This is a genomic window from Arthrobacter sp. Y3225209, assembly GCF_059090685.1.
Map to the genome: position 1 here is coordinate 107,640 of NZ_JBNHFW010000007.1, position 17,894 is coordinate 125,533.

At 67.0% G+C, this 17,894-nt stretch carries 14 protein-coding genes; 6 read left to right on the top strand and 8 right to left on the bottom strand.

Annotated features, from left to right (window positions below; genetic code table 11):
• Positions 1 to 15 precede the first annotated feature (15 nt).
• Both AC5RVB_RS06300 and AC5RVB_RS06305 read left to right on the top strand, forming a co-directional pair.
• Positions 16 to 1,431, top strand: a complete 1,416-nt coding sequence (locus AC5RVB_RS06300) for a DUF58 domain-containing protein (RefSeq protein ID WP_494142242.1) — start codon at positions 16 to 18, stop codon at positions 1,429 to 1,431.
• Positions 1,428 to 3,830: a transglutaminase TgpA family protein gene (locus tag AC5RVB_RS06305; protein ID WP_494142243.1), complete on the top strand. Its 2,403-nt coding sequence runs from the start codon at positions 1,428 to 1,430 to the stop codon at positions 3,828 to 3,830. Before AC5RVB_RS06300 ends, AC5RVB_RS06305 begins: the two co-directional genes overlap by 4 nt.
• Positions 3,831 to 3,845: 15 nt before the next feature.
• Here AC5RVB_RS06305 and AC5RVB_RS06310 read toward each other — a convergent pair whose 3' ends face one another.
• Positions 3,846 to 5,327, bottom strand: coding sequence for an NAD-dependent succinate-semialdehyde dehydrogenase (locus AC5RVB_RS06310; RefSeq protein WP_494142244.1), 1,482 nt, complete (start codon positions 5,325 to 5,327; stop codon positions 3,846 to 3,848).
• 146 nt (positions 5,328 to 5,473) lie between these two features.
• A complete protein-coding gene (rsmI, locus tag AC5RVB_RS06315; protein ID WP_279326976.1) occupies positions 5,474 to 6,298 on the bottom strand; it encodes a 16S rRNA (cytidine(1402)-2'-O)-methyltransferase in 825 nt (274 codons plus the stop codon).
• 271 nt (positions 6,299 to 6,569) lie between these two features.
• Between rsmI and AC5RVB_RS06320 the strand changes: the two genes are divergently transcribed.
• Positions 6,570 to 8,072: a dolichyl-phosphate-mannose--protein mannosyltransferase gene (locus AC5RVB_RS06320; protein ID WP_227904570.1), complete on the top strand. Its 1,503-nt coding sequence runs from the start codon at positions 6,570 to 6,572 to the stop codon at positions 8,070 to 8,072.
• 42 nt (positions 8,073 to 8,114) lie between these two features.
• Positions 8,115 to 9,923: an AMP-dependent synthetase/ligase gene (locus tag AC5RVB_RS06325; protein ID WP_227928900.1), complete on the top strand. Its 1,809-nt coding sequence runs from the start codon at positions 8,115 to 8,117 to the stop codon at positions 9,921 to 9,923.
• Between the two features lie 81 nt (positions 9,924 to 10,004).
• Here the strand turns inward: AC5RVB_RS06325 and AC5RVB_RS06330 are convergent, their stop codons facing one another.
• Together AC5RVB_RS06330 and AC5RVB_RS06335 are read right to left on the bottom strand one after the other, a co-directional pair.
• Complete coding sequence (locus AC5RVB_RS06330) at positions 10,005 to 11,882, bottom strand: TIGR01906 family membrane protein (protein WP_494142245.1); 1,878 nt, start codon at positions 11,880 to 11,882, stop codon at positions 10,005 to 10,007.
• Positions 11,883 to 11,977: 95 nt separating this feature from the next.
• The gene (locus AC5RVB_RS06335; RefSeq protein ID WP_494142246.1) at positions 11,978 to 12,970 is read right to left on the bottom strand and encodes a stage II sporulation protein M; all 993 of its coding nucleotides are present in this window, start codon (positions 12,968 to 12,970) and stop codon (positions 11,978 to 11,980) included.
• Positions 12,971 to 13,028: 58 nt separating this feature from the next.
• On the opposite strand from AC5RVB_RS06335, the gene AC5RVB_RS06340 reads away from it, so the two are divergent.
• Positions 13,029 to 13,829 carry an RDD family protein gene (locus AC5RVB_RS06340; RefSeq protein WP_227904237.1) on the top strand — a complete coding sequence of 267 codons (801 nt, stop codon included), beginning with the start codon at positions 13,029 to 13,031 and terminating at the stop codon, positions 13,827 to 13,829.
• Between the two features lie 40 nt (positions 13,830 to 13,869).
• Here AC5RVB_RS06340 and ahcY read toward each other — a convergent pair whose 3' ends face one another.
• From ahcY to AC5RVB_RS06355, 3 genes are all read right to left on the bottom strand, one after another.
• Positions 13,870 to 15,354 (bottom strand): adenosylhomocysteinase, encoded by a 1,485-nt coding sequence (ahcY, locus tag AC5RVB_RS06345; protein ID WP_227904236.1) that lies wholly within the window; start codon positions 15,352 to 15,354, stop codon positions 13,870 to 13,872.
• Between the two features lie 10 nt (positions 15,355 to 15,364).
• Entirely contained in the window at positions 15,365 to 15,571 is a 207-nt protein-coding gene (locus tag AC5RVB_RS06350) for a Trm112 family protein (protein WP_227904235.1), read from the bottom strand.
• Positions 15,572 to 15,675: 104 nt separating this feature from the next.
• Positions 15,676 to 16,065 (bottom strand): DUF3499 domain-containing protein, encoded by a 390-nt coding sequence (locus tag AC5RVB_RS06355; RefSeq protein ID WP_227904234.1) that lies wholly within the window; start codon positions 16,063 to 16,065, stop codon positions 15,676 to 15,678.
• Positions 16,066 to 16,195: 130 nt separating this feature from the next.
• Here AC5RVB_RS06355 and AC5RVB_RS06360 point away from each other — a divergent pair, with 130 nt between their 5' ends.
• Positions 16,196 to 16,708, top strand: coding sequence for a metallopeptidase family protein (locus tag AC5RVB_RS06360; RefSeq protein WP_227904233.1), 513 nt, complete (start codon positions 16,196 to 16,198; stop codon positions 16,706 to 16,708).
• A gap of 7 nt (positions 16,709 to 16,715) precedes the next feature.
• Here the strand turns inward: AC5RVB_RS06360 and AC5RVB_RS06365 are convergent.
• A partial coding sequence (locus tag AC5RVB_RS06365; protein WP_494142247.1) for a DUF5719 family protein occupies positions 16,716 to 17,894 on the bottom strand: 1,179 nt, incomplete at its 5' end.

Consider the following 17,894-nt stretch of genomic DNA (forward strand, 5'->3'; position numbering starts at 1 on the left):
AAGTGAAAGGCAGCCATGCAGATTCCCTCCCTCACGGGCTTATTCACGCCTCGCGGATGGGGCCTGCTAAGCGCCGGGGCTGCGTTCCTTCTGGCGGCAGGGGTGCTCGGGCGCAGGGATCTGCTTGCTGTTGCCGTCCTGTTGATGGGGCTGCCGCTTGCCGCCGCGGTCCTGCTGCGGCTGGCCAAGCCGGGCTTCGACGTCGAAAGGACCTTCACGCCGCCGCTGACGGAAACCGGCACGGCAGCCACAGTGCAACTCAGCATCCGCTGCCGTGGGAGCCAGATACCCTCAGCGACCATGCGTGAGGGACTTCCGCTGCGTTTCGGCCGGAGTCCGGAATTCCATTTCCCGTCCGGTCTGGCCGCTGACGGCAGAGCCAGCACCTACGAATACCGGCTGCGCTCAAGCCGGCGCGGGCTGTACGCCATCGGCCCGGTCACGGCGGAGTTCCTGGACCCCTTCGGCCTTGCGAAAACGGTCCACACCCTGGGCGGGACCGACCAGCTGGCTGTTGCCCCCGCACCCCAGGACCTGCCGGTGCTCGCCCTGTCCGGGGCAAGGGGAACCGAGGGCACCTCGCCGAGCAGACGCCGCGGCACCCCCAGCGAAGACGACGCCACCACCCGCGAGTACCGGTACGGCGACCCTATGCGCCGCGTGCATTGGCCCGCGACAGCCCGGCACGGCGAGCTGATGGTGCGGCAGGAAGAACCCGTCACGGCACCTACCGCATCCATCCTGCTGGACCAGAGGGCGGCAGCCTACGGTGCGGGAGCCCTGCCTGGCTCCGATGATTCCCGGGAACTGCTGACCACCGAGTCCTTCGAGTGGGCGGTTTCCGCCGTCATCTCCGGCGCCGTCCACTTCTCCGACGGGGGCTACAGCGTCCGTTTCGTGGATGAGTCCTCGTCCCCCGGCCTGCTGCACTCCCCTTCCGCGGTTGACGCTGATGAATCCGGGTTCGGCGGATCAGACGGCGTACACAACCTGGCGGAGGGCCTGGCCGGTCTGGGTCTGCAGCCCGCGGCCCCCGCACCGGCCCAGACGGCGGATCCCCTTCCCGCAGAGCCGTTCGGCGACACCCTGCTCGACGGTCTTGCCGGCGGACGGACGCCCGGTCCGTTGCTGATGATCGGCGGACGGCTCACTACATCGGAGGCCACCGCGCTTGCCGGAGCAGCACGGTACTCGCCCCAGCCCCTGGCCCTGCTGGTCACCGACCGGCCGGCGGACCTCCGTCCGGTGCTGAGAATCCTCCGTGAGTCAGGCTGGGTAGCCGCGGCCGTGGCCCCGGCAACACCCATAGCATCGGCCTGGGCCCTTCTGGACCGCGACCGCGACGGTACCGGCGCGGCAACTCCGGCCGCGCACGCGGGTGCCGGACCCCGGCGGAAGCCCGGGCCCGTTGTTGAAAGCACGTTCTCATGACAGCAGTGCTTAACCGCCCGGCGCCTGACCCGCAGCCGCACCGCCCTGCCGGTCCCGGGCGGCGCACAGCCCCGGGCCGCGGTTCGGCGAACCTCGGAGTGGGCGCGGCAACGGCTGCCGCCGTGCTGTTGTGTTCCCTGAGCCTGCACGGGGTGATTGAGGGCTGGTCCTGGCTGGCGCCGCTGGTCCTGGCGGTCCTGCTGCCCCTGGCGGCCACGGCGGGAGCGCGGCGGCTGGGCCTCCCGCTTCCGCTAATCCCGGTTGCCGGCGTCGCCGCCCTCATCATGACGCTGACCGGACTGTTTGCCTCATCCGTATCACCGCTCGGCTTCCTTCCCGGGCCCGGTACCCTGGCGCGGGCCGATGCCCTGCTGCTCGAGGCAAGGACCATCATCATCACCGAAGTCACCCCGGTCCAGGCGCTCCCCGGCATCGTTTTCCTTTGCTGCGCCGGGATAGGACTCGTGGCGGTCCTTTCGGACACCCTGGCAGCGACGCTGCGCATGCCTGCAACTGCGGGACTGGGCCTGGTCGCGGTGGTGATGATCCCGGCGGTGCTGCTGCCGGAAAGCCTCGGCGCCGGGTACTTCACACTTGCTGCTGTTGGCTACCTGCTTGTGCTGGGCGCCGGGGCCCGGCGGGAACACCAGCCGGCCGTTCCGGGTGCCGGCCCTCCCCGTGGCTGGCTGGGCCGGTGCGCCGCCGTTTCGGGAGCCGCTCTTATTCTGGCCCTGATGCTGCCACTGGTACTGCCGGGGTTCACCGCGGGTGCCTTCCCGCAGGGGACCCGCTTCAATTTCTGGTCAGGAACCACGGGGCTGAACCCTGTTGTCACACTGGGAAATGACCTGCGCCAGCCGCAGTCGGCCGGGCGGATAACCTATGCGACATCCTCCGATGAACCGGTCTACCTTCGCTCCACCACGTTGGAGGATTTCTCCGGGAGCCGTTGGGCACCTGATCTGCGCACCGGGGAACGCCGTAACGGTGTCTCGGGGATGGGCAGCGACGGCGGTTCCAGTCTCTCCGACAAACGGGTGGTAACCCGGATCAGTTCGGATACTTATTCCAGTCCCTGGCTGCTGGCCCCCTACTATCCGGTGGGCGTCACCGGCGCGGAGGGCTCATGGTCCTGGGATCCGAAGACCATGACCGTGCTGAACGACGACGATGACGGGCCCGCGCCGCAGGCTTACCAAGTGGTCAGCGTGTTAGCGGCACCGACCCCGCAGCAGCTTGCCGTGGCCCCTCCGGTGCCGGAGGGGACGGTGGATCCGGTCTTCACCGAACTGCCTGAAAGCCTGCCCGGCAACATTGCCGAAGCCACCCGGGAAGCCGTCGGGTCCGCGGGCACACCCTATGCCAAAGCCATGGCGATCCAGGACTACCTGCGCAGCGCTGAGTTCAGCTACTCCCTTGATGCACCGGTTGACGGCGGCTATGACGGAAACGGGCTGGACGTCCTGTCCAAATTCATGGACCGCAAGGCCGGGTACTGCGTGCATTTCGCAGCGGCGATGGCGGTTATGGCACGGCAGGAGGGGATCCCCAGCCGCATGGCGCTGGGCTACGCACCGGGGCGTTCCACCGGCAAGGACTCCGAGGTGCCCGGACCCGGCGGAGAGTCCATGCGCCTGTTCGAAGTGGATTCCACGGATGCCCACGCCTGGCCGGAACTCTACTTCGAGGACGCCGGCTGGGTGCGCTTTGAGCCCACCCCCTCGCGCGGGTCCGTGCCCGACTATGCCCAGCAGCAGGCGCAGACACAGCCCAGCACCAATCCGCGCGCTGATGAAGATCCGAGGATCGGCGAAGCAGTACCCGCACCCCGGCCAACACCGAGGGAAACGCCGCTGGCACCCGAAGCCGTACTGGAACCTGCTGAGACCGGCAGCACGGCCTGGCTATGGACAGCCGCTGCGGTACTGGCAGCCGCGGCTGCCGCCTGTACGCCGTGGAGCCTGCGCCGGCTCCGGACGCTCCGCCGCCGCAACGCCTCCACCGTGAGCAACGCTGCCCGCTCGGCCCCCGTCTGGGACGAGCTGGCTGATCTGGGACAGGACTACGGCTACCCGGGGCAGGTCTCCGATACGCCGCGCAGCTACGCCGACAGGCTGGCCCGGCAGGCCGGGTTCAATGCCGGAGCGCAGGAAGCCCTGGACCGAATCCGCCGCGCCTACGAGGAGGAGCTTTATTCACGAGCTGCCCGGCAGGCGCAGGGGACACAGCACGGGCAGCCCCCACCCGGCCAATCCGGTACGGCTGTGCGGTCACCCGCCGCCGACTGGTCCGATATCAGGACCGTGGAATCTGCCCTTGGCCGGACAGCCCGGCTGCCGGACCGGCTGCGGGCCAGATTCCTGCCGCCGTCGCTCGCGGTGCGCTTCCGCCATGACTGACGACGGCGGCGGCACCTACCCGGCGTAGGGATCGGCAATACCGGTGTATTGCGTGTACAGGTACTCTTCAATCCCCTCGGCCCCGCCCTCACGGCCCAGCCCCGACTGCTTCACGCCGCCGAACGGAGCTGCGGCGTTCGACACCACGCCGGCATTGAGCCCCAGCATCCCGGATTCAAGTTTCTCGCCGATCCGGAGACCACGGTTCAGGTCGCTGGTAAAGACGTAGGACACCAGGCCGAACTCCGTGTTGTTGGCCAGTGCCACCGCCTCGTCCTCGGTCGAGAACGTCACGATGGGCGCTACGGGTCCGAAGATTTCCTCCTTGAGGATCCGGGCGTCGGGTGCAACGTCCTTCAGGACGGTCGGCTGATAGAAATAGCCCGGGCCTTCTTCAGGGGCGCCGCCCACCAGGGCCCGGGCACCGCCGTCGAGCGCGTCCGTAACGAGTGAGTGCACCTTGTCCCGTGATTTTGCATCGATCAGCGGCCCTACCTTGGTTTCGTCCTCGGTGCCGCGCCCGGTGGCCATGGCGCCCACCCGGGCGGCGAACCTCTCCGCAAACTCATCGGCCACCGTGTCCTGGACAACAAACCGGTTTGCGGCGGTGCAGGCTTCACCCATGTTCCGCAGTTTCGCGGCCATGGCGCCGTCCACCGCCTTGTCCAGGTCCGCATCCTCGAACACCAGGAAGGGCGCGTTCCCGCCAAGTTCCATGGAGGTGCGCAGCACGTTGTGCGCCGCATCCCGGATCAGGCCCTGGCCCACGGCGGTGGACCCGGTGAAGGACACCTTGCGCAGCCGGGGGTCCTTCAGGATCGGGCCGGTCACGTCCCCGGCCGACGTTGTGGACACAACGTTCAACACGCCGGCCGGCAGCCCGGCCTCCATCATCACGGCCGCGAACAGCTGGGACGTCAGCGGCGTGAGCTTCGCCGGCTTGAGCACCATGGTGCAGCCGGCCGCCACGGCCGGGGCGATCTTGCGGGTTGCCATGGCCAGCGGGAAGTTCCAGGGCGTAATCAGCAGGCACGGGCCTACCGGCTTTTTGGTCACCAGCAGCCGGGATTTGCCGTCCGGGGAGGTGCTGTACCTGCCGGAGACTCGAACCGCTTCCTCGGAGAACCAGCGGAGGAACTCTGCACCATAGGTCACCTCGCCCCGGGACTCGGCCAGGGGCTTGCCCATTTCGAGAGTCATCAGCAAAGCGAAGTCCTCGGCGCGTTCGGTCACAAGCTCAAAGGCGCGCCGCAGGATTTCCCCGCGCTCGCGCGGTGCCGTACGTGCCCAGGATTCCTGTGCCGCCGCTGCCGCGTCCATGGCCAGGCCACCGTCTTCGGTGGAGGCATCGGCAATACTGAGCAGCACCTTGCCCGTGGAGGGATCCTCGACGTCGAACCTGGCCCCGCCGGCAGCATCCCGCCACTCGCCGTCAATCAGCAGGCCGGTGGGGACCTGTGCCAGCAGTTCGGCTTCACGGTGTGCGGGAATACCCATGGGGGCGCCTCCAGAAATTCGTAGGGTGCGGCGCGGACGGTGCCCGCGCTTCCCTTCACCGTAGGCTTCGGGCACTCACCCTGTAAATGCGAGGGTGCACTGCACCAAAGCGGCTCCGCTGTGCAGGTGCCCAGCCGGGACCGGGTTCAACTCCGCGCTTCAAGCACCGCTGAATACAGTTCGCGCTTACTGATCCGGGCCTCTTCGGCCACGGCTGCCACGGCTTCCTTCAACCGGAGTCCCTGCTCGATAAGCGTGTTGACAGCCCCCACGTGGTCGGCTGCCTGTTCAGGAGCCGCGTCCGGTGCGCCTTCAACCACCACGGCAATCTCTCCGCGGACGTCACCGGCTTCGGCCCACTCCAGCAGCTCGCGCAGCGGGCCGCGCAGTACCTGTTCGTGCAGCTTGGTCAGTTCCCGGGCAATCGCCGCCCGCCGGTCGCTGCCAAACGCAGCATCGAGTGCCCGAAGCATCGGTTCCAGCCGGTGCGGGGCCTCGAAGAACACCATCGTGCGCTGTTCACCGGCGAGCTGGGCCAGACGGGTGCTGCGCTCCCCCGGCTTCCTGGGCAGGAACCCCTCAAAGCAGAACCTGTCCGTGGGCAGTCCGGACAGCGCCAGCGCCGTAAGCACCGCCGAGGGACCCGGCGCTGCGGTCACTGTCAGTCCTTCCGCAGCCGCGGCTTCGACCAGACGGAAACCCGGATCGGACACGGCCGGCATGCCCGCGTCAGTGACCATCAGAAGGGTGGCGCCGCCACGCACCATCTCCAGCAGGTCAGCGGTCCGGGAAGCCTCGTTGTGCTCGTGGTAGCTGATGATCCGGCCGCGGGTGGTGATGCCCAGGGCACTCACCAGCCGGTGCAGCCGCCGGGTATCCTCGGCGGCGATGATGTCGGCGCTTTCAAGCAGTCCGATCAGCCGGTTGGTGGCGTCACCCATATTGCCGATGGGGGTCGCGGCCAGGACAATCTGCCCGGAGCCTGCGCGCTCAGATGCGGCAGTACCTGCCGTAGTACCGGTTTGGTTGCCTGTTTTCTTGCTCGAGTCCACCCTCCAACCCTACGCGACAGGCTATAGAGTGGTGCGCGTGAGTCTCACCGGAACCGTGAAAGCCCGCCGTGAGGCCGCGCCGCTGCTGGAATCTCCCCAGTCGGCGTTCAGCTTTGAGTCCCTGCGGAGCCGCCTGCTGGGCAGCACCCTGGTGCCGCTGGGAACCGCCGGATGGCTGCTGCCCCTGGTGATGGCCGTTCTGGGCGGAGTGCTGCGCTTTGTGCGCCTCGGCGAACCGGGTTCCCTCGTCTTCGACGAGACCTACTACGTCAAGGACGCCTATTCGCTGCTGCAGTCCGGGTATGAACGGGAATGGCCGGAGAACGCCAACGATTCCTTCAACGCGGGTCAGCCGGGCATCCTCCTGGACAGTCCCGAATACGTAGTCCACCCGCCCGCGGGTAAATGGATGATCGCCTTCGGCATGGCGCTCTTCGGCTCGGACAATGCCTTTGGCTGGCGTTTCGGCGCCGCGCTGGCGGGCACCCTGACCGTCCTGCTCGTAGGCCTGATTGCCGCCCGGCTGTTTTCCTCCGCCGCGCTCGGTGCCGTCGCTGGGCTCCTGCTGGCCGTTGACGGGCATCATCTTGTCCATTCGCGCACTTCTTTGCTGGATGTCTTCCTGACGTTCTGGGTGGTGGCCGCGTTTGGGGCACTGCTGCTGGACCGCAGGGACGGCCGGCTGCGGCTCGCCCGCCGGCTGGCCCGTTTGTACGGCAGTCCCGGCACGGCGGGCGGGCCTCCGGGCACCGTCCCCGCGCCGCGCGGGGCACTGCTGTACGGACCGTGGCTCCTCTGGCGTCCATGGCGGCTGGTTGCCGGAGCCTGTCTGGGGCTGGCCGTTGGCACCAAATGGTCCGCTCTGGCCTTCGTCGCCGTTTTCGGGCTGATGACGGTGCTGTGGGATGTCAGCGCCCGCCGGGTTGCGGGCATCCCCGGGTGGGAAGGAGCACTGTTCCGGGACGGCATCCCGGCGTTCCTGACCATCATTCCCACCGCCGCCCTCGTATATCTGGCCACCTGGACCGGCTGGCTGCGTTCCGAGGACGCCTATGACCGGCAGTGGGCCGCGCAGAATCCGGACGAGGGCTGGAGCTGGCTGCCCGCATCGCTGCGTTCCCTCGCGGAGTATCACCGCAGCGCCTATGCCTTCCATAACGGGCTCAGCTCGGAACACAGCTACTCCTCCACCGCGTGGACCTGGTTGTTCATGGGCAGGCCCACGTCCTTCTTCTATGAGGGTTCCTCCGCCGGCGAGGACGGCTGCCTGGCGGACAGCTGCTCCACTGCCGTCACCTCGGTGGGCAATCCGCTGATCTGGTGGGGTGCCGCCCTGGCGCTGGTGGTGGTGCTCTTTTACTGGATAGGGCGGCGTGACTGGCGCGCGGGTGCGGTCCTGTCCGGAGTGGCGGCTGGATACCTGCCCTGGTTCGCCTATCCTGAACGGACCACATTCTTCTTCTACGCGGTCTCCTTCGAGCCCTTCCTGGTCCTGGCCCTGGTGTATGTCCTGGGGCTGGTTCTGGGCCGGCGCTCCGACAGCCTGCCGCGGCGACGGGCAGGCCTGCTGGTGGTCGGCTGCTTCGTGGCGGGTGCCGTCCTGCTCTCGGCATTCTTCATGCCGGTCTGGACGGCGGAAACCATCCCGTATTCTGACTGGCGGCTGCGTATGTGGATGCCCAGCTGGATTTAGTCTCGTTACCCATGTGCCCCGGCACAGAAAGAGAGGGCCTAAGTGCGCGAGTCCGCCACTGACCTCCTGGTCCGCCTTCCCGCAGATTCCAACGTCACGGATCTGCTGCTCCAAATGCACCAAAAGGATCCATCCCGGGTTCTGTACGCCGTAAAAAACGGCACAGAGTGGGAGGACGTCACAGCCGACCGGTTCCTGACCGAAGTCTCCCGGCTGGCCAAGGGCCTGATCGGTTCGGGGATCCGCCCGGGCGACAGCGTTGCGGTGATGTCCCGGACCTCCTACGAGTGGACCGTGGCGGATATGGCGAACTGGTTCGCCGGCGCCGTGACCATTCCGATCTACGAAACCTCCTCCCCGTCCCAGGTTGAATGGATCCTCGCGGATTCCGGTGCCCGGCACGTGTTTGTTGAGGATGAACGCAAGGCAGCCGTTGTTCAGGCAGCCGTTTCCGCCCTTGACGGGGAGTTTTCCATCTGGCTGATGAACGACGGCGACGGTGCCGACTCGCTCACCGGCCTGGCCGCAGCCGGCAGCAGCGTCAGCGACGACGCCCTGGAGGCAGCCCGCAGCACCGCCAACCTCGAAGACACCGCTTCCATGGTCTATACCTCCGGCACTACGGGACGTCCCAAGGGCTGCGAAATCACGCACGGCAACTTCGCCCTGTTCGGCGTCAACATCATCGAAGTTCTCCCTGAGATGCTGAAGGTCCCGAATCCCACCACCCTGATGTTCCTGCCGCTGGCCCACGTGCTGGCCCGCGCAGTGCAGGTCGGCTGCCTGCACGCCGGCGTGAAGGTGGGTCATTCCCGCAGCGCCTCGGACCTGATGAGCGATCTCAAGTCCTTCTCTCCAACCTTCCTGCTGGCCGTGCCGCGGATCTTCGAAAAGATCTACACCGGCGCACAGGCGTCCGCGGAAGCCGCCGGCAAGGGCAAGGCGTTTGCCGCGGCCTCCGCCACGGCCATTGCCTACTCGGAAGCCAAGGACTCTGCCGCGCGCGGCGGCCGCGGGCCGTCCGTGGCACTGTCCCTGAAGCACAAACTGTTTGACCGGCTCTTCTACCCCAAGGTCCGGGCAGTCCTGGGCGGCAATGCGGAATTCGCCATCTCCGGTGCCAGCGCACTGAGCCCGACGCTGGCGCACTTCTTCCGCGGCTGCGGCGTGACGGTCCTGGAGGGTTACGGCCTCACCGAGACCACCGCCCCCGCGAGCGTCAACCAGGTGGCCCGCACACGGGTGGGCACCGTGGGCCTGCCCATGCCCGGCACCACCATCCGGATTGCCGACGACGGCGAGGTCCTGGTGCGGGGCGCAGTGGTCTTCAAGGGCTACCACCGCAACCCCGAAGCTACCGCCGAAGCGTTCGACGGTGACTGGTTCCGGACCGGCGACGTCGGCGAGCTCGACGACGCCGGATTCCTGCGCATCACCGGGCGGAAAAAGGACCTGCTTGTCACCGCCGGCGGCAAGAACGTGGCACCCGGCCCGCTGGAGGAAAAGATCCGCGAGAACCGCCTGGTTTCCCAGGCGATTGTCGTCGGTGAAGGCCGCCCGTTTGTCTCGGCCCTGATTACCCTTGATGACGAGGCGCTGGAAGCCTGGAGCCGCGAAAACGGCGCCCCCACCGGTGTTGCCGGCGATGATCCGCGGGTGCAGCAGATCCTGCAGGACGCCGTGGACGCGGCCAATGCGACGGTGTCCCGGGCAGAGCAGATCCGTAAGTTCACGGTTCTGCCCAAGGACTTCACCCTGGAGTCCGGTCACCTCACCGCAACCCTCAAGCTGCGCCGGAACGCCGTGATTGCGGATTACTCCGACGAGGTTGAAAAGCTCTACGCCAAGTAGCACCGCTGCGGCCCGAGCACAGGAAACCCCCGTACCGCCAGGCGGTACGGGGGTTTTCTGTGTGGACTGCGGGTCCGGCTGCTAGAGGGCGTCCAGCGAGTCGGTGTACCGGCGGCGTGCGGCTTCCCGTGCCGCCCGGGCCCGGTTGCGGCGTGCCTTGGTCGGCCAGCAGCAGGCCAGGACAACCGCACAGGTGACGAGCACCAGGGCCGCGATCACAATGCCGGCGTCCATCCAGAACTGCGCCGGGAAGAGCCGGATAAGTGTGTCGTCCAGCCTGAAGGTCCAGTTTCCGTTGGCGAAGAACACCGTGTGCAACTGGGTGAAGAACTGCTCCCAGCCCAGGATGGCGAGGGTCAGGAGGACGAGGACCAGCACCAGAGTGACGGCGGCACCGGAGAAGAGAGCCCTGCGGATGCCGCCGGGGCTGCGCCGTGCGAGGTAGAACGCTGCACAGATGCTCAGGACGGCCATCACCGCCGCCGCCACAAAGGCTGCCGTAAGCACCGTCTTGACGTCAGCCATGTGGCTGACCTCGCTCTCGAGGTACAGCGGTTCCCCGCCGTCACCCACCAGGTCCCCCAGATAGCGGGGACCGGTCCAGTTCAGGAGATAATCCACGGCATAGGAGCCGTAGGTCATCCGGTCATCGGTGGTGAACCCGTAGCTGTCGGCGGGGAACCCGGGCCGGTGGTACTCCGCCCAGAGGAACAGCGGCGTTGCCACGGCACGAATGGCGGCCGCCAGCAGCATCACCGGGAAAAACACGGCAATCATCACCTGGAGCACCCGGGCGAGAACGGGTTTCCCGGCAGCGGCCTTTTCCCGTTCCCGGGCCCGCCGTTCGGCTTCCGCCGGAGACAGGGAGTCCTCGTTGGCACGGGAATCCGCTGAATCCGCGCCGTCTTCTGCCGAGTCTTTGTCAGCGGATTGTGTCTGCGCGGCTTGTGCCCCCGCGGATCTTGCTCCTGCGGCACTGGCCCCTGCGGCGCCTGATCCCGTGGCGCTGACGTCCACAGTTTTGAAGGCGGCCGTACGGGTATCCGCGCCGGAGGCGGGGACCTCGGAACCGGGCAGATCGGATCCGGGGGCTTTTGAACCGGAAACATTTGAACCGGGGACATTTGAACCGTGGACATTTGAACCGTGGACATCCGTGACGGCGGCATCGGCGGCGGAAACATCCGCAGCGGAGCCCGCAGATGTGGAGGGCACAGATGCAGCTGAGGCGGAAGCACCCGGAACGGCGGTGGCACCCGCAGTTGCTCCGGCGGCAGCGGCACCGTGGCCGGCACTGCGCTCCCCTGGTGTGCGCAGGCTTCGCTCCCCGGATTCGGCATCGGACCCGGAAGCAGTTGCCGCGGTTCCGGCGTTCGGTTCGCCTGTATCCGTTCGGCTGTCATCGGACCGGGAGGCGTAACGGCTCAGATCCGGAAGCGTGCTTGCCCGGCGCATTGGCAGGTGGCTGCGCTGGGCGACCGCGGGGTGTCCTCCCGGGACAGTCATATCCGGTGCAGCAGCTCCGGTTATAGGCGTCTCGGCTGCGCCGGCACCATCGGACTCCCGCGTACCCGCGTTGTTCCCGTCGGCGGAGACAGCCTCAGCGGGCTCGGCTACGTCAGTGTGGGATGCGGCAGGTTCAGAGGAGGCAGTCCCGGCTGCGGCAGGCTTTGGGGCGGCAGGTTCATCTGCGGGAGGTTCATCTGCGGTATCGCGGACCCCCGCGACGTCAGTGTTCGCTGCGTCCGGTGTGTCACCGCCGGAAAGGCCGTTGAATTCGGCATCCCAGGCGTCATGTTCGTTGGTACCGTGCAAGGCTTCGCGGGCAGAGGATCCGTTGGCTGAAGCAGCGCCGGTCTCCGTTTCGGGCGTCACCGGGCCGTCGCTGGGAGGCTCGCCTCCCGCCGTCGGTCGATGCGTGGGGGTTTCGTCCTGGCTGGCCACTGCTTCCTCTTTCACTTCCCTGAAACTATTCGACGCTCGTGGTCGACGCTGGTCTACCTCGACCCTACCGGGCCGGTGCGTGTCGGCGCGCGCGCCACCCCGCCCGCAGGCTAGGCGGTCAGGACGGAGGCACCGGCGTCGCGCGCTGAAAGGTCGCCCCGATAGCCGGCGCGGTAGGCACGGCCACCGAGCACCAGGGTGTAGACCCAGTACGCCGCGAACACCAGGAAACCGATGGTCAGGCGCAGCCAGGCCGGGAGCGGGCTGGGGGTGATGAACCCTTCCACCAGGCCGGAAATAAAGAGGACCACAATCAGCCCCAGGGCAACAGTCATCAGGGAGCGGCCTTCCTGGGCCAGCGCATTCATTCTCGAACGGCGGCCGGGGGCCAGTAACGTCCAGAAAATCTGAAGCCCGGCCGCAGAGGCAATGAAAATGGCGGTCAGCTCCATAAAGCCGTGCGGAAGGATGTAGATAAAGAAGACGTCGAGTCTGTCGTGCGCAGCCATCATTCCGCCGCTTAGGCCCACGTTGACGGCGTTCTGGTAGAGGATCCACGGGACCCAGATCCCGGTAATGCCAAAAGCCACCGCCTGCACGGCAATCCAGGCATTGTTGGTCCACACCATCCCGGCAAAGGACGCCGCCGGGTTCTCGGAGTAGTAGTTTACGAAGTCCTCTTCCACATACCGGCGCATCTCAGCATCGGAACCCACGGCGGCCAGCACACCGGGGGTATTCACGGTCCAGAAACCGGTCAGCCAGGCAACGGCAATAAACACTGCCCCGATGGCGACGGTGAGCCAGCGGATCCGGTAGAACGCAGACGGCAGGGAGAACACAAAGAAAAATGCCATGTCCTCGAGGAAGTTGGACCGGCTGCCCGTCAACCGGGTGCGGGCCCGGGAAAGCCGCATGGACAGCGCCGCGGACAGGGTGCCTTCCGGAGCCACCGAACGCACGATGGAAAGGTGCGTGGAGGCACGCTGGTAGAGCCGCAGCAGCTCGTCCGCCTCGGGTCCGCTGAGGCGGCGCCGGGCAACGAGAACGTCAAGCCGCTTCCAATCCGGGCTGTGCACGGCAGCAAAGGCATCGAGGTCCACGGTTACACCCTAGCGGGTCGGTACAGTGGTCCTGACCCATGGTTCGAGGAGGACGTATATGAGCACCATTGTTACCGGTGAGGCGGTGGTCCTTGAACTGCGTCCGGCGGGTTTCGCTGCCCGTATGCTCAGCGCCATTATCGACGTCGTGGCGCATGTAACCGTGTTCATCGGGCTGATGCTGCTGGTCGGGAACGCAGTGGCCGAGTCGGATCCCGCCCTCGCCCGCACGCTCTCCCTGGCACTGGTGGTACTGATGTTCGTGGCGGTACCCGCCGGTGTGGAGACCCTGACGCGCGGCAAGTCCCTGGGCCGGCTGGCCATGGGCCTTCGGATTGTGCGCGACGACGGCGGCTCAGTGCGGTTTCGGCATGCCTTTATCCGCGCCATCACTGCGGTGCTGGAAATCTATCTCCTGGCCGGTTCCCTGGCCTTCACCGTGGCTCTGTTTAATAACAGGTCCAAGCGGCTCGGGGACATTCTCGCCGGGACCTACGCATTGCGGGACCGGGTAGTGGCTCCCCTGCCGCCGCTGGTCCACACGCCCCCGGAACTGGAGCCGTGGGCGGACCTTGCGGATATGGGCCGGCTGCCGGACGGCCTGTCGCGCCGGATTTCGCGTTTCCTGGCCCAGAGCGGCCGTATGGCAGCACCGGCCCGGACTGCGCTGGCCACCGAACTGGCGGCAGAAACCAGCGGCTTCATCTCTCCGCAGCCTCCGGCCGGCACCCATCCCGAGGCCTACCTTCGGGCGGTGATGGCCGAGCGGCGGGACAGGGACTACGTGCGGCTGGACCGCCAGCGCGAGCAGACCGAGGCGCTGGCGGCGCGGCTGCACCGCATGCCGTTCAGCGACTAGCCGCGGCCGGCACCCGGCCGCGGCTCCACCGCAACAGGCGCTAGTAGCGGTAGTGCTCCGGCTTGAACGGGCCGGCAACATCCACGCCCAGGTAATCGGCCTGGCTTTTTGTCAGCTCGGTCAGCTCGACGCCGAGCGCGCCCAGGTGCAGGCGTGCCACCTTCTCGTCCAGCACCTTCGGCAGCACGTACACCTGGTTTGCGTACTCCGGGGTGCCGTCCGGACGGCTGGTCCCATGCTTGGTGAACAGCTCTATCTGGGCGATCGTCTGGTTGGCAAAGGAGTTGCTCATAACAAACGAGGGGTGGCCGGTGGCGTTGCCCAGGTTCAGGAGGCGCCCTTCGGAGAGCACAATAATGCTGCGCTGCTTGTCGGTGCCTTCGTCAAAGACCCATTCGTGGACCTGCGGCTTGATTTCGACCTTGCGTACCCCGGGAACCCGTGCCAGGCCGGCCATGTCGATTTCGTTGTCGAAGTGGCCAACATTGCCCACAATGGCCTGGTGCTTCATGGCAGCCATGTGCTCGGCCATGATGATGTCCTTGTTGCCGGTGGTCGTAATGAAGATGTCACCCTGACCGAGAACCGACTCCAGCCGGGCCACCTGGTATCCGTCCATCGCGGCCTGCAGGGCACAGATCGGATCAATCTCGGTGACGATAACCCGTGCGCCCTGCCCGCGCAGCGCCTCGGCGGCGCCCTTGCCGACGTCGCCGTATCCGCAGACCACAGCCACCTTTCCACCAATCAGGGTGTCGGTGGCACGGTTCAGGCCGTCCGGCAGCGAGTGGCGAATGCCGTACTTGTTATCGAATTTGGACTTGGTGACCGAGTCATTGACGTTAATGGCCGGGAACAGCAGCTTCCCCTCGGCGGCCAGCTGGTACAGCCGCAGCACGCCGGTGGTGGTTTCCTCCGTCACGCCGCGGATGCCCTTGGCAATTTCGGTCCATTTGCCGGGATGCTCGGCGAGGCTGCGGCGCAGGCGGTCCAGGATGACGGTGAACTCGTAGGAGTAGTCCTCGTCTCCTTCCCTGGGGCTTTCCGGCACAAACCCTGCGGCTTCGAATTCAACACCCTTGTGCAGCAGCAGGGTGGCATCGCCGCCGTCGTCGAGAATCATGTTCGGGCCGCCCGAGCCTTCGGGCCAGGTGAGAATCTGCTCAGCAGTCCACCAGTAATCCTCAAGCGACTCGTTCTTCCACGCGAAGACGGGAACGCCTGCAGGCTCCTCGGGGGTGCCGTTGCCCACCACCACTGCCGCCGCGGCTTCGTCCTGGGTGGAGAAAATGTTGCAGGAGGCCCAGCGGACCTCCGCACCAAGCGCCGTGAGGGTTTCAATCAGTACGGCCGTCTGCACGGTCATGTGCAGGGATCCCGCGATCCGTGCACCGGCGAGCGGCTGGGAGGGACCGTATTCACGCCGCAGGGCCATCAGGCCCGGCATCTCGTGCTCGGCCAGCCGGATCTGGTGCCGGCCAGCCTCGGCGAGGGACAGGTCGGCTACTTTGAAATCGATACTCATGCGCACATCCTCAGAGATCCGCGGCCGGCCCGGGGGCCTCCGCTGCGTCGAAATCGGCCTTCAGCATCACCGGGATGCCTTCTTCCAGCCGGTACCGGACCGGGTTCCCGGACGCATCGGACGCGGTGGAAACCAGCTCATCACCGTCCTGGGTGAGCGGGGAACCGGTGACGGGGCAACGCAGGACTTCGAGGAGTCCGGCTGTCATAGTGGCCATGGAAACAGCACTTCCTTGAGAGATCAGGTGCCGCAGCGGGCGGCTCGTCACTGCCAAGCCTAACCCTTTGCTACCTGCGTTTCGGAGGAAGGATGTACCGGGGCTTAGTGCTGTTCGCGCAGGACGCGAAGATGCGCCCGGCGGGTTCCCGGGGTTTCGGCCGGCGGCTCCAGCGCATGCTTGCCGCTGCGTTTGGGCTCGTCGTCGTCCTCATCCGGGGTGTTTGCGGCCTGTTCCCGCACCGCGTCCACAAGAGCGGAGAGTTCGTCCCGGCTGGGGAGCCGGGGCTGGCCTTCCAGGTTCAGCCGGACCAGTTCCCATCCCAGCGGGGCGGTAAGCCGCCCGGAATGACCGGCGCACAAATCGTAACAATGCGGTTCCGCATAGGTGGCGAGCGGGCCGAGAACTGCGGTGGAGTCGGCGTAAACGTACGTCAGGGTAGCCACTGCCGGCTGGCGGCAGGCTGAACGCGAGCACTGACGTAAGGATTCCACGGACGACCACTTTACCCGCTCCTCCCCCGGTGCCCGCGCAGGCGCGCCGGTCCGCAGCCGCGGGAAAAAGGCTCCCCGGACCCGAGGGAAACGGGTCCCCGCACCGGCGGCCAGCGGTTAGAGTTCTTACATGTCCATGGGATCTTCGTTCCGGGTGCGCCTGGAAGACGGGCCGGACTCCGCGGCGCCCGGTTCCGCCGATGCTCCCGCCCGGTCCTTCCGGGAGCGCCGCCGAAACCGGCACGGCCGGGGCCTGCGCGGAGACCTGATTCCCCCGCACCTGGCCGGCGCCCGCACACGCGCTGAACGCTTTGATGAATGGGTGCTCGAATCAGCGCAGCGCCTTGAACGCCTGTGGGGCGAACAGATTCAGAGCTACCAGTTTCTGGTGGAGGAGATTCCGCCCGATCTCGAGGAACTGGCACGCTCAGGCGGACCCATTCCCCTCGGCGCCGGAACACCGGCCGCCCCGAACCGTCCCCCGGTTATCACCATCTACCGGCATGCCGTGGAAACCGCAGCGCACGGGCTGGTTCCCGTCAGCGAGCTGCTCCACGACGTCATCGTGGAGCAGCTGGCCGGACTGATGGGCATGGACCCGGAAACCATTGATCCGGCGTACGGCAGGTACCGTCCGCTCTAGCGCCGCGCTAGTAGCCCACGCCCACCTGGACGCGGCTCCCGCCCACGTTGCCCCGCGGGAGGGTCAGCGCGCTGATCCCGGTCTCTCCGCCGGTGACGCTTTGCGCACCGAAGACCGGCGCGCCGGTGGCATGGATGAGAACTGCCGCAACGGAGCCGCCCAGATCTCCGGGCCGGACTTCAGTGACGGAACCGGCACCCAGTTTCACCGTTTTTTCCGCAAGCAGGTCCCCGGACGCCGTGACTCCGGTCAGCTGCACTTCGGCTGCACCGTCCGGTGCGGTGAAGGACAGCACGGAATCCGCCGAAGGCAGCACTGCCAGGTGCTCGCTGCCAAGCCGTTCACCGGCGGCGGCAACTCCTACGTCAGTACCCTTTTCCGGATCGGATCCACGGCTGAAGACGGCTGCGGCTGCCACACCTGCGTCAGCGGAGATATCCAGCGTGTACGTACCTTCCGGCAGTGAATCCAGCGGAAGCCGGCTCACGGTTCCGGCCGCTACGTTATAGCTTCCGCCACCCTCGAGCTGCACTTCCCCCGCCGGACCAAACACCCGCAGGTTCACTACGGCATCACTCGCGCCGGGTACGGCCACCTGCAGGGACGGGAGCACCGAGGCGTAGCCGTCTTCCCTGGCGAGTTTGCGGGTGGTTTCCGGATTCTGGATCCGGACCCCGCTGATCACCTGCGCGGGCTGCGGAGCAGTGGTCGGCTGGATGAGTTCCACACCCCCGGGAGTCAAACCCCGCAGGATGTTCTGCGAAATCACGGCAGCCACCGGTCCGCCGGAGCTGCGCACGCGCACCGCCAGGGACTCCTGGTTGGCGGCCAGGCCGGCCAGCACCACATTCCTGGTCTGCCCCGGTCCCACGGATATGCCCCGGCTGCCGGGCCCGTCCACGGGGCCGGCAGTACCGTAAAGCTCCAAATCAACGTCGGCAGCAGTCTGCGAGGGGTTGGTCAGCTGCAGGACCGCCGTGGCACCAACAGCCGTCCGGGCCCCTACCAGCCACAGGTCATTGGCAGGCGCCTGGCAGTTGGCCGCGGCAAGTCCGGTGAGGTCACCGTCCGCCGCGGTATACGTCATGCCCGCACCTGCGGTTGCCTGCAACGCTCCCGACGGTTCGGCGCTGAGCAGGGTTGCGACGGAAACCGCGCGGTCGCGGACGACGGCGCCGGGCCGGGT

Excerpts from the sequence above, each read along its gene's own strand:
- AC5RVB_RS06300 (WP_494142242.1), top strand. The coding sequence starts at position 16 with ATGCAGATTCCCTCCCTCACGGGCTTATTCACGCCTCGCGGATGGGGC.
- AC5RVB_RS06360 (WP_227904233.1), top strand. The coding sequence starts at position 16,196 with ATGTCCATGGGATCTTCGTTCCGGGTGCGCCTGGAAGACGGGCCGGAC.
- ahcY (WP_227904236.1), bottom strand. The coding sequence starts at position 15,354 with ATGAGTATCGATTTCAAAGTAGCCGACCTGTCCCTCGCCGAGGCTGGC.
- AC5RVB_RS06305 (WP_494142243.1), top strand. The coding sequence starts at position 1,428 with ATGACAGCAGTGCTTAACCGCCCGGCGCCTGACCCGCAGCCGCACCGC.
- AC5RVB_RS06340 (WP_227904237.1), top strand. The coding sequence starts at position 13,029 with ATGAGCACCATTGTTACCGGTGAGGCGGTGGTCCTTGAACTGCGTCCG.
- AC5RVB_RS06310 (WP_494142244.1), bottom strand. The coding sequence starts at position 5,327 with ATGGGTATTCCCGCACACCGTGAAGCCGAACTGCTGGCACAGGTCCCC.
- AC5RVB_RS06350 (WP_227904235.1), bottom strand. The coding sequence starts at position 15,571 with ATGGCCACTATGACAGCCGGACTCCTCGAAGTCCTGCGTTGCCCCGTC.
- AC5RVB_RS06320 (WP_227904570.1), top strand. The coding sequence starts at position 6,570 with ATGGCCGTTCTGGGCGGAGTGCTGCGCTTTGTGCGCCTCGGCGAACCG.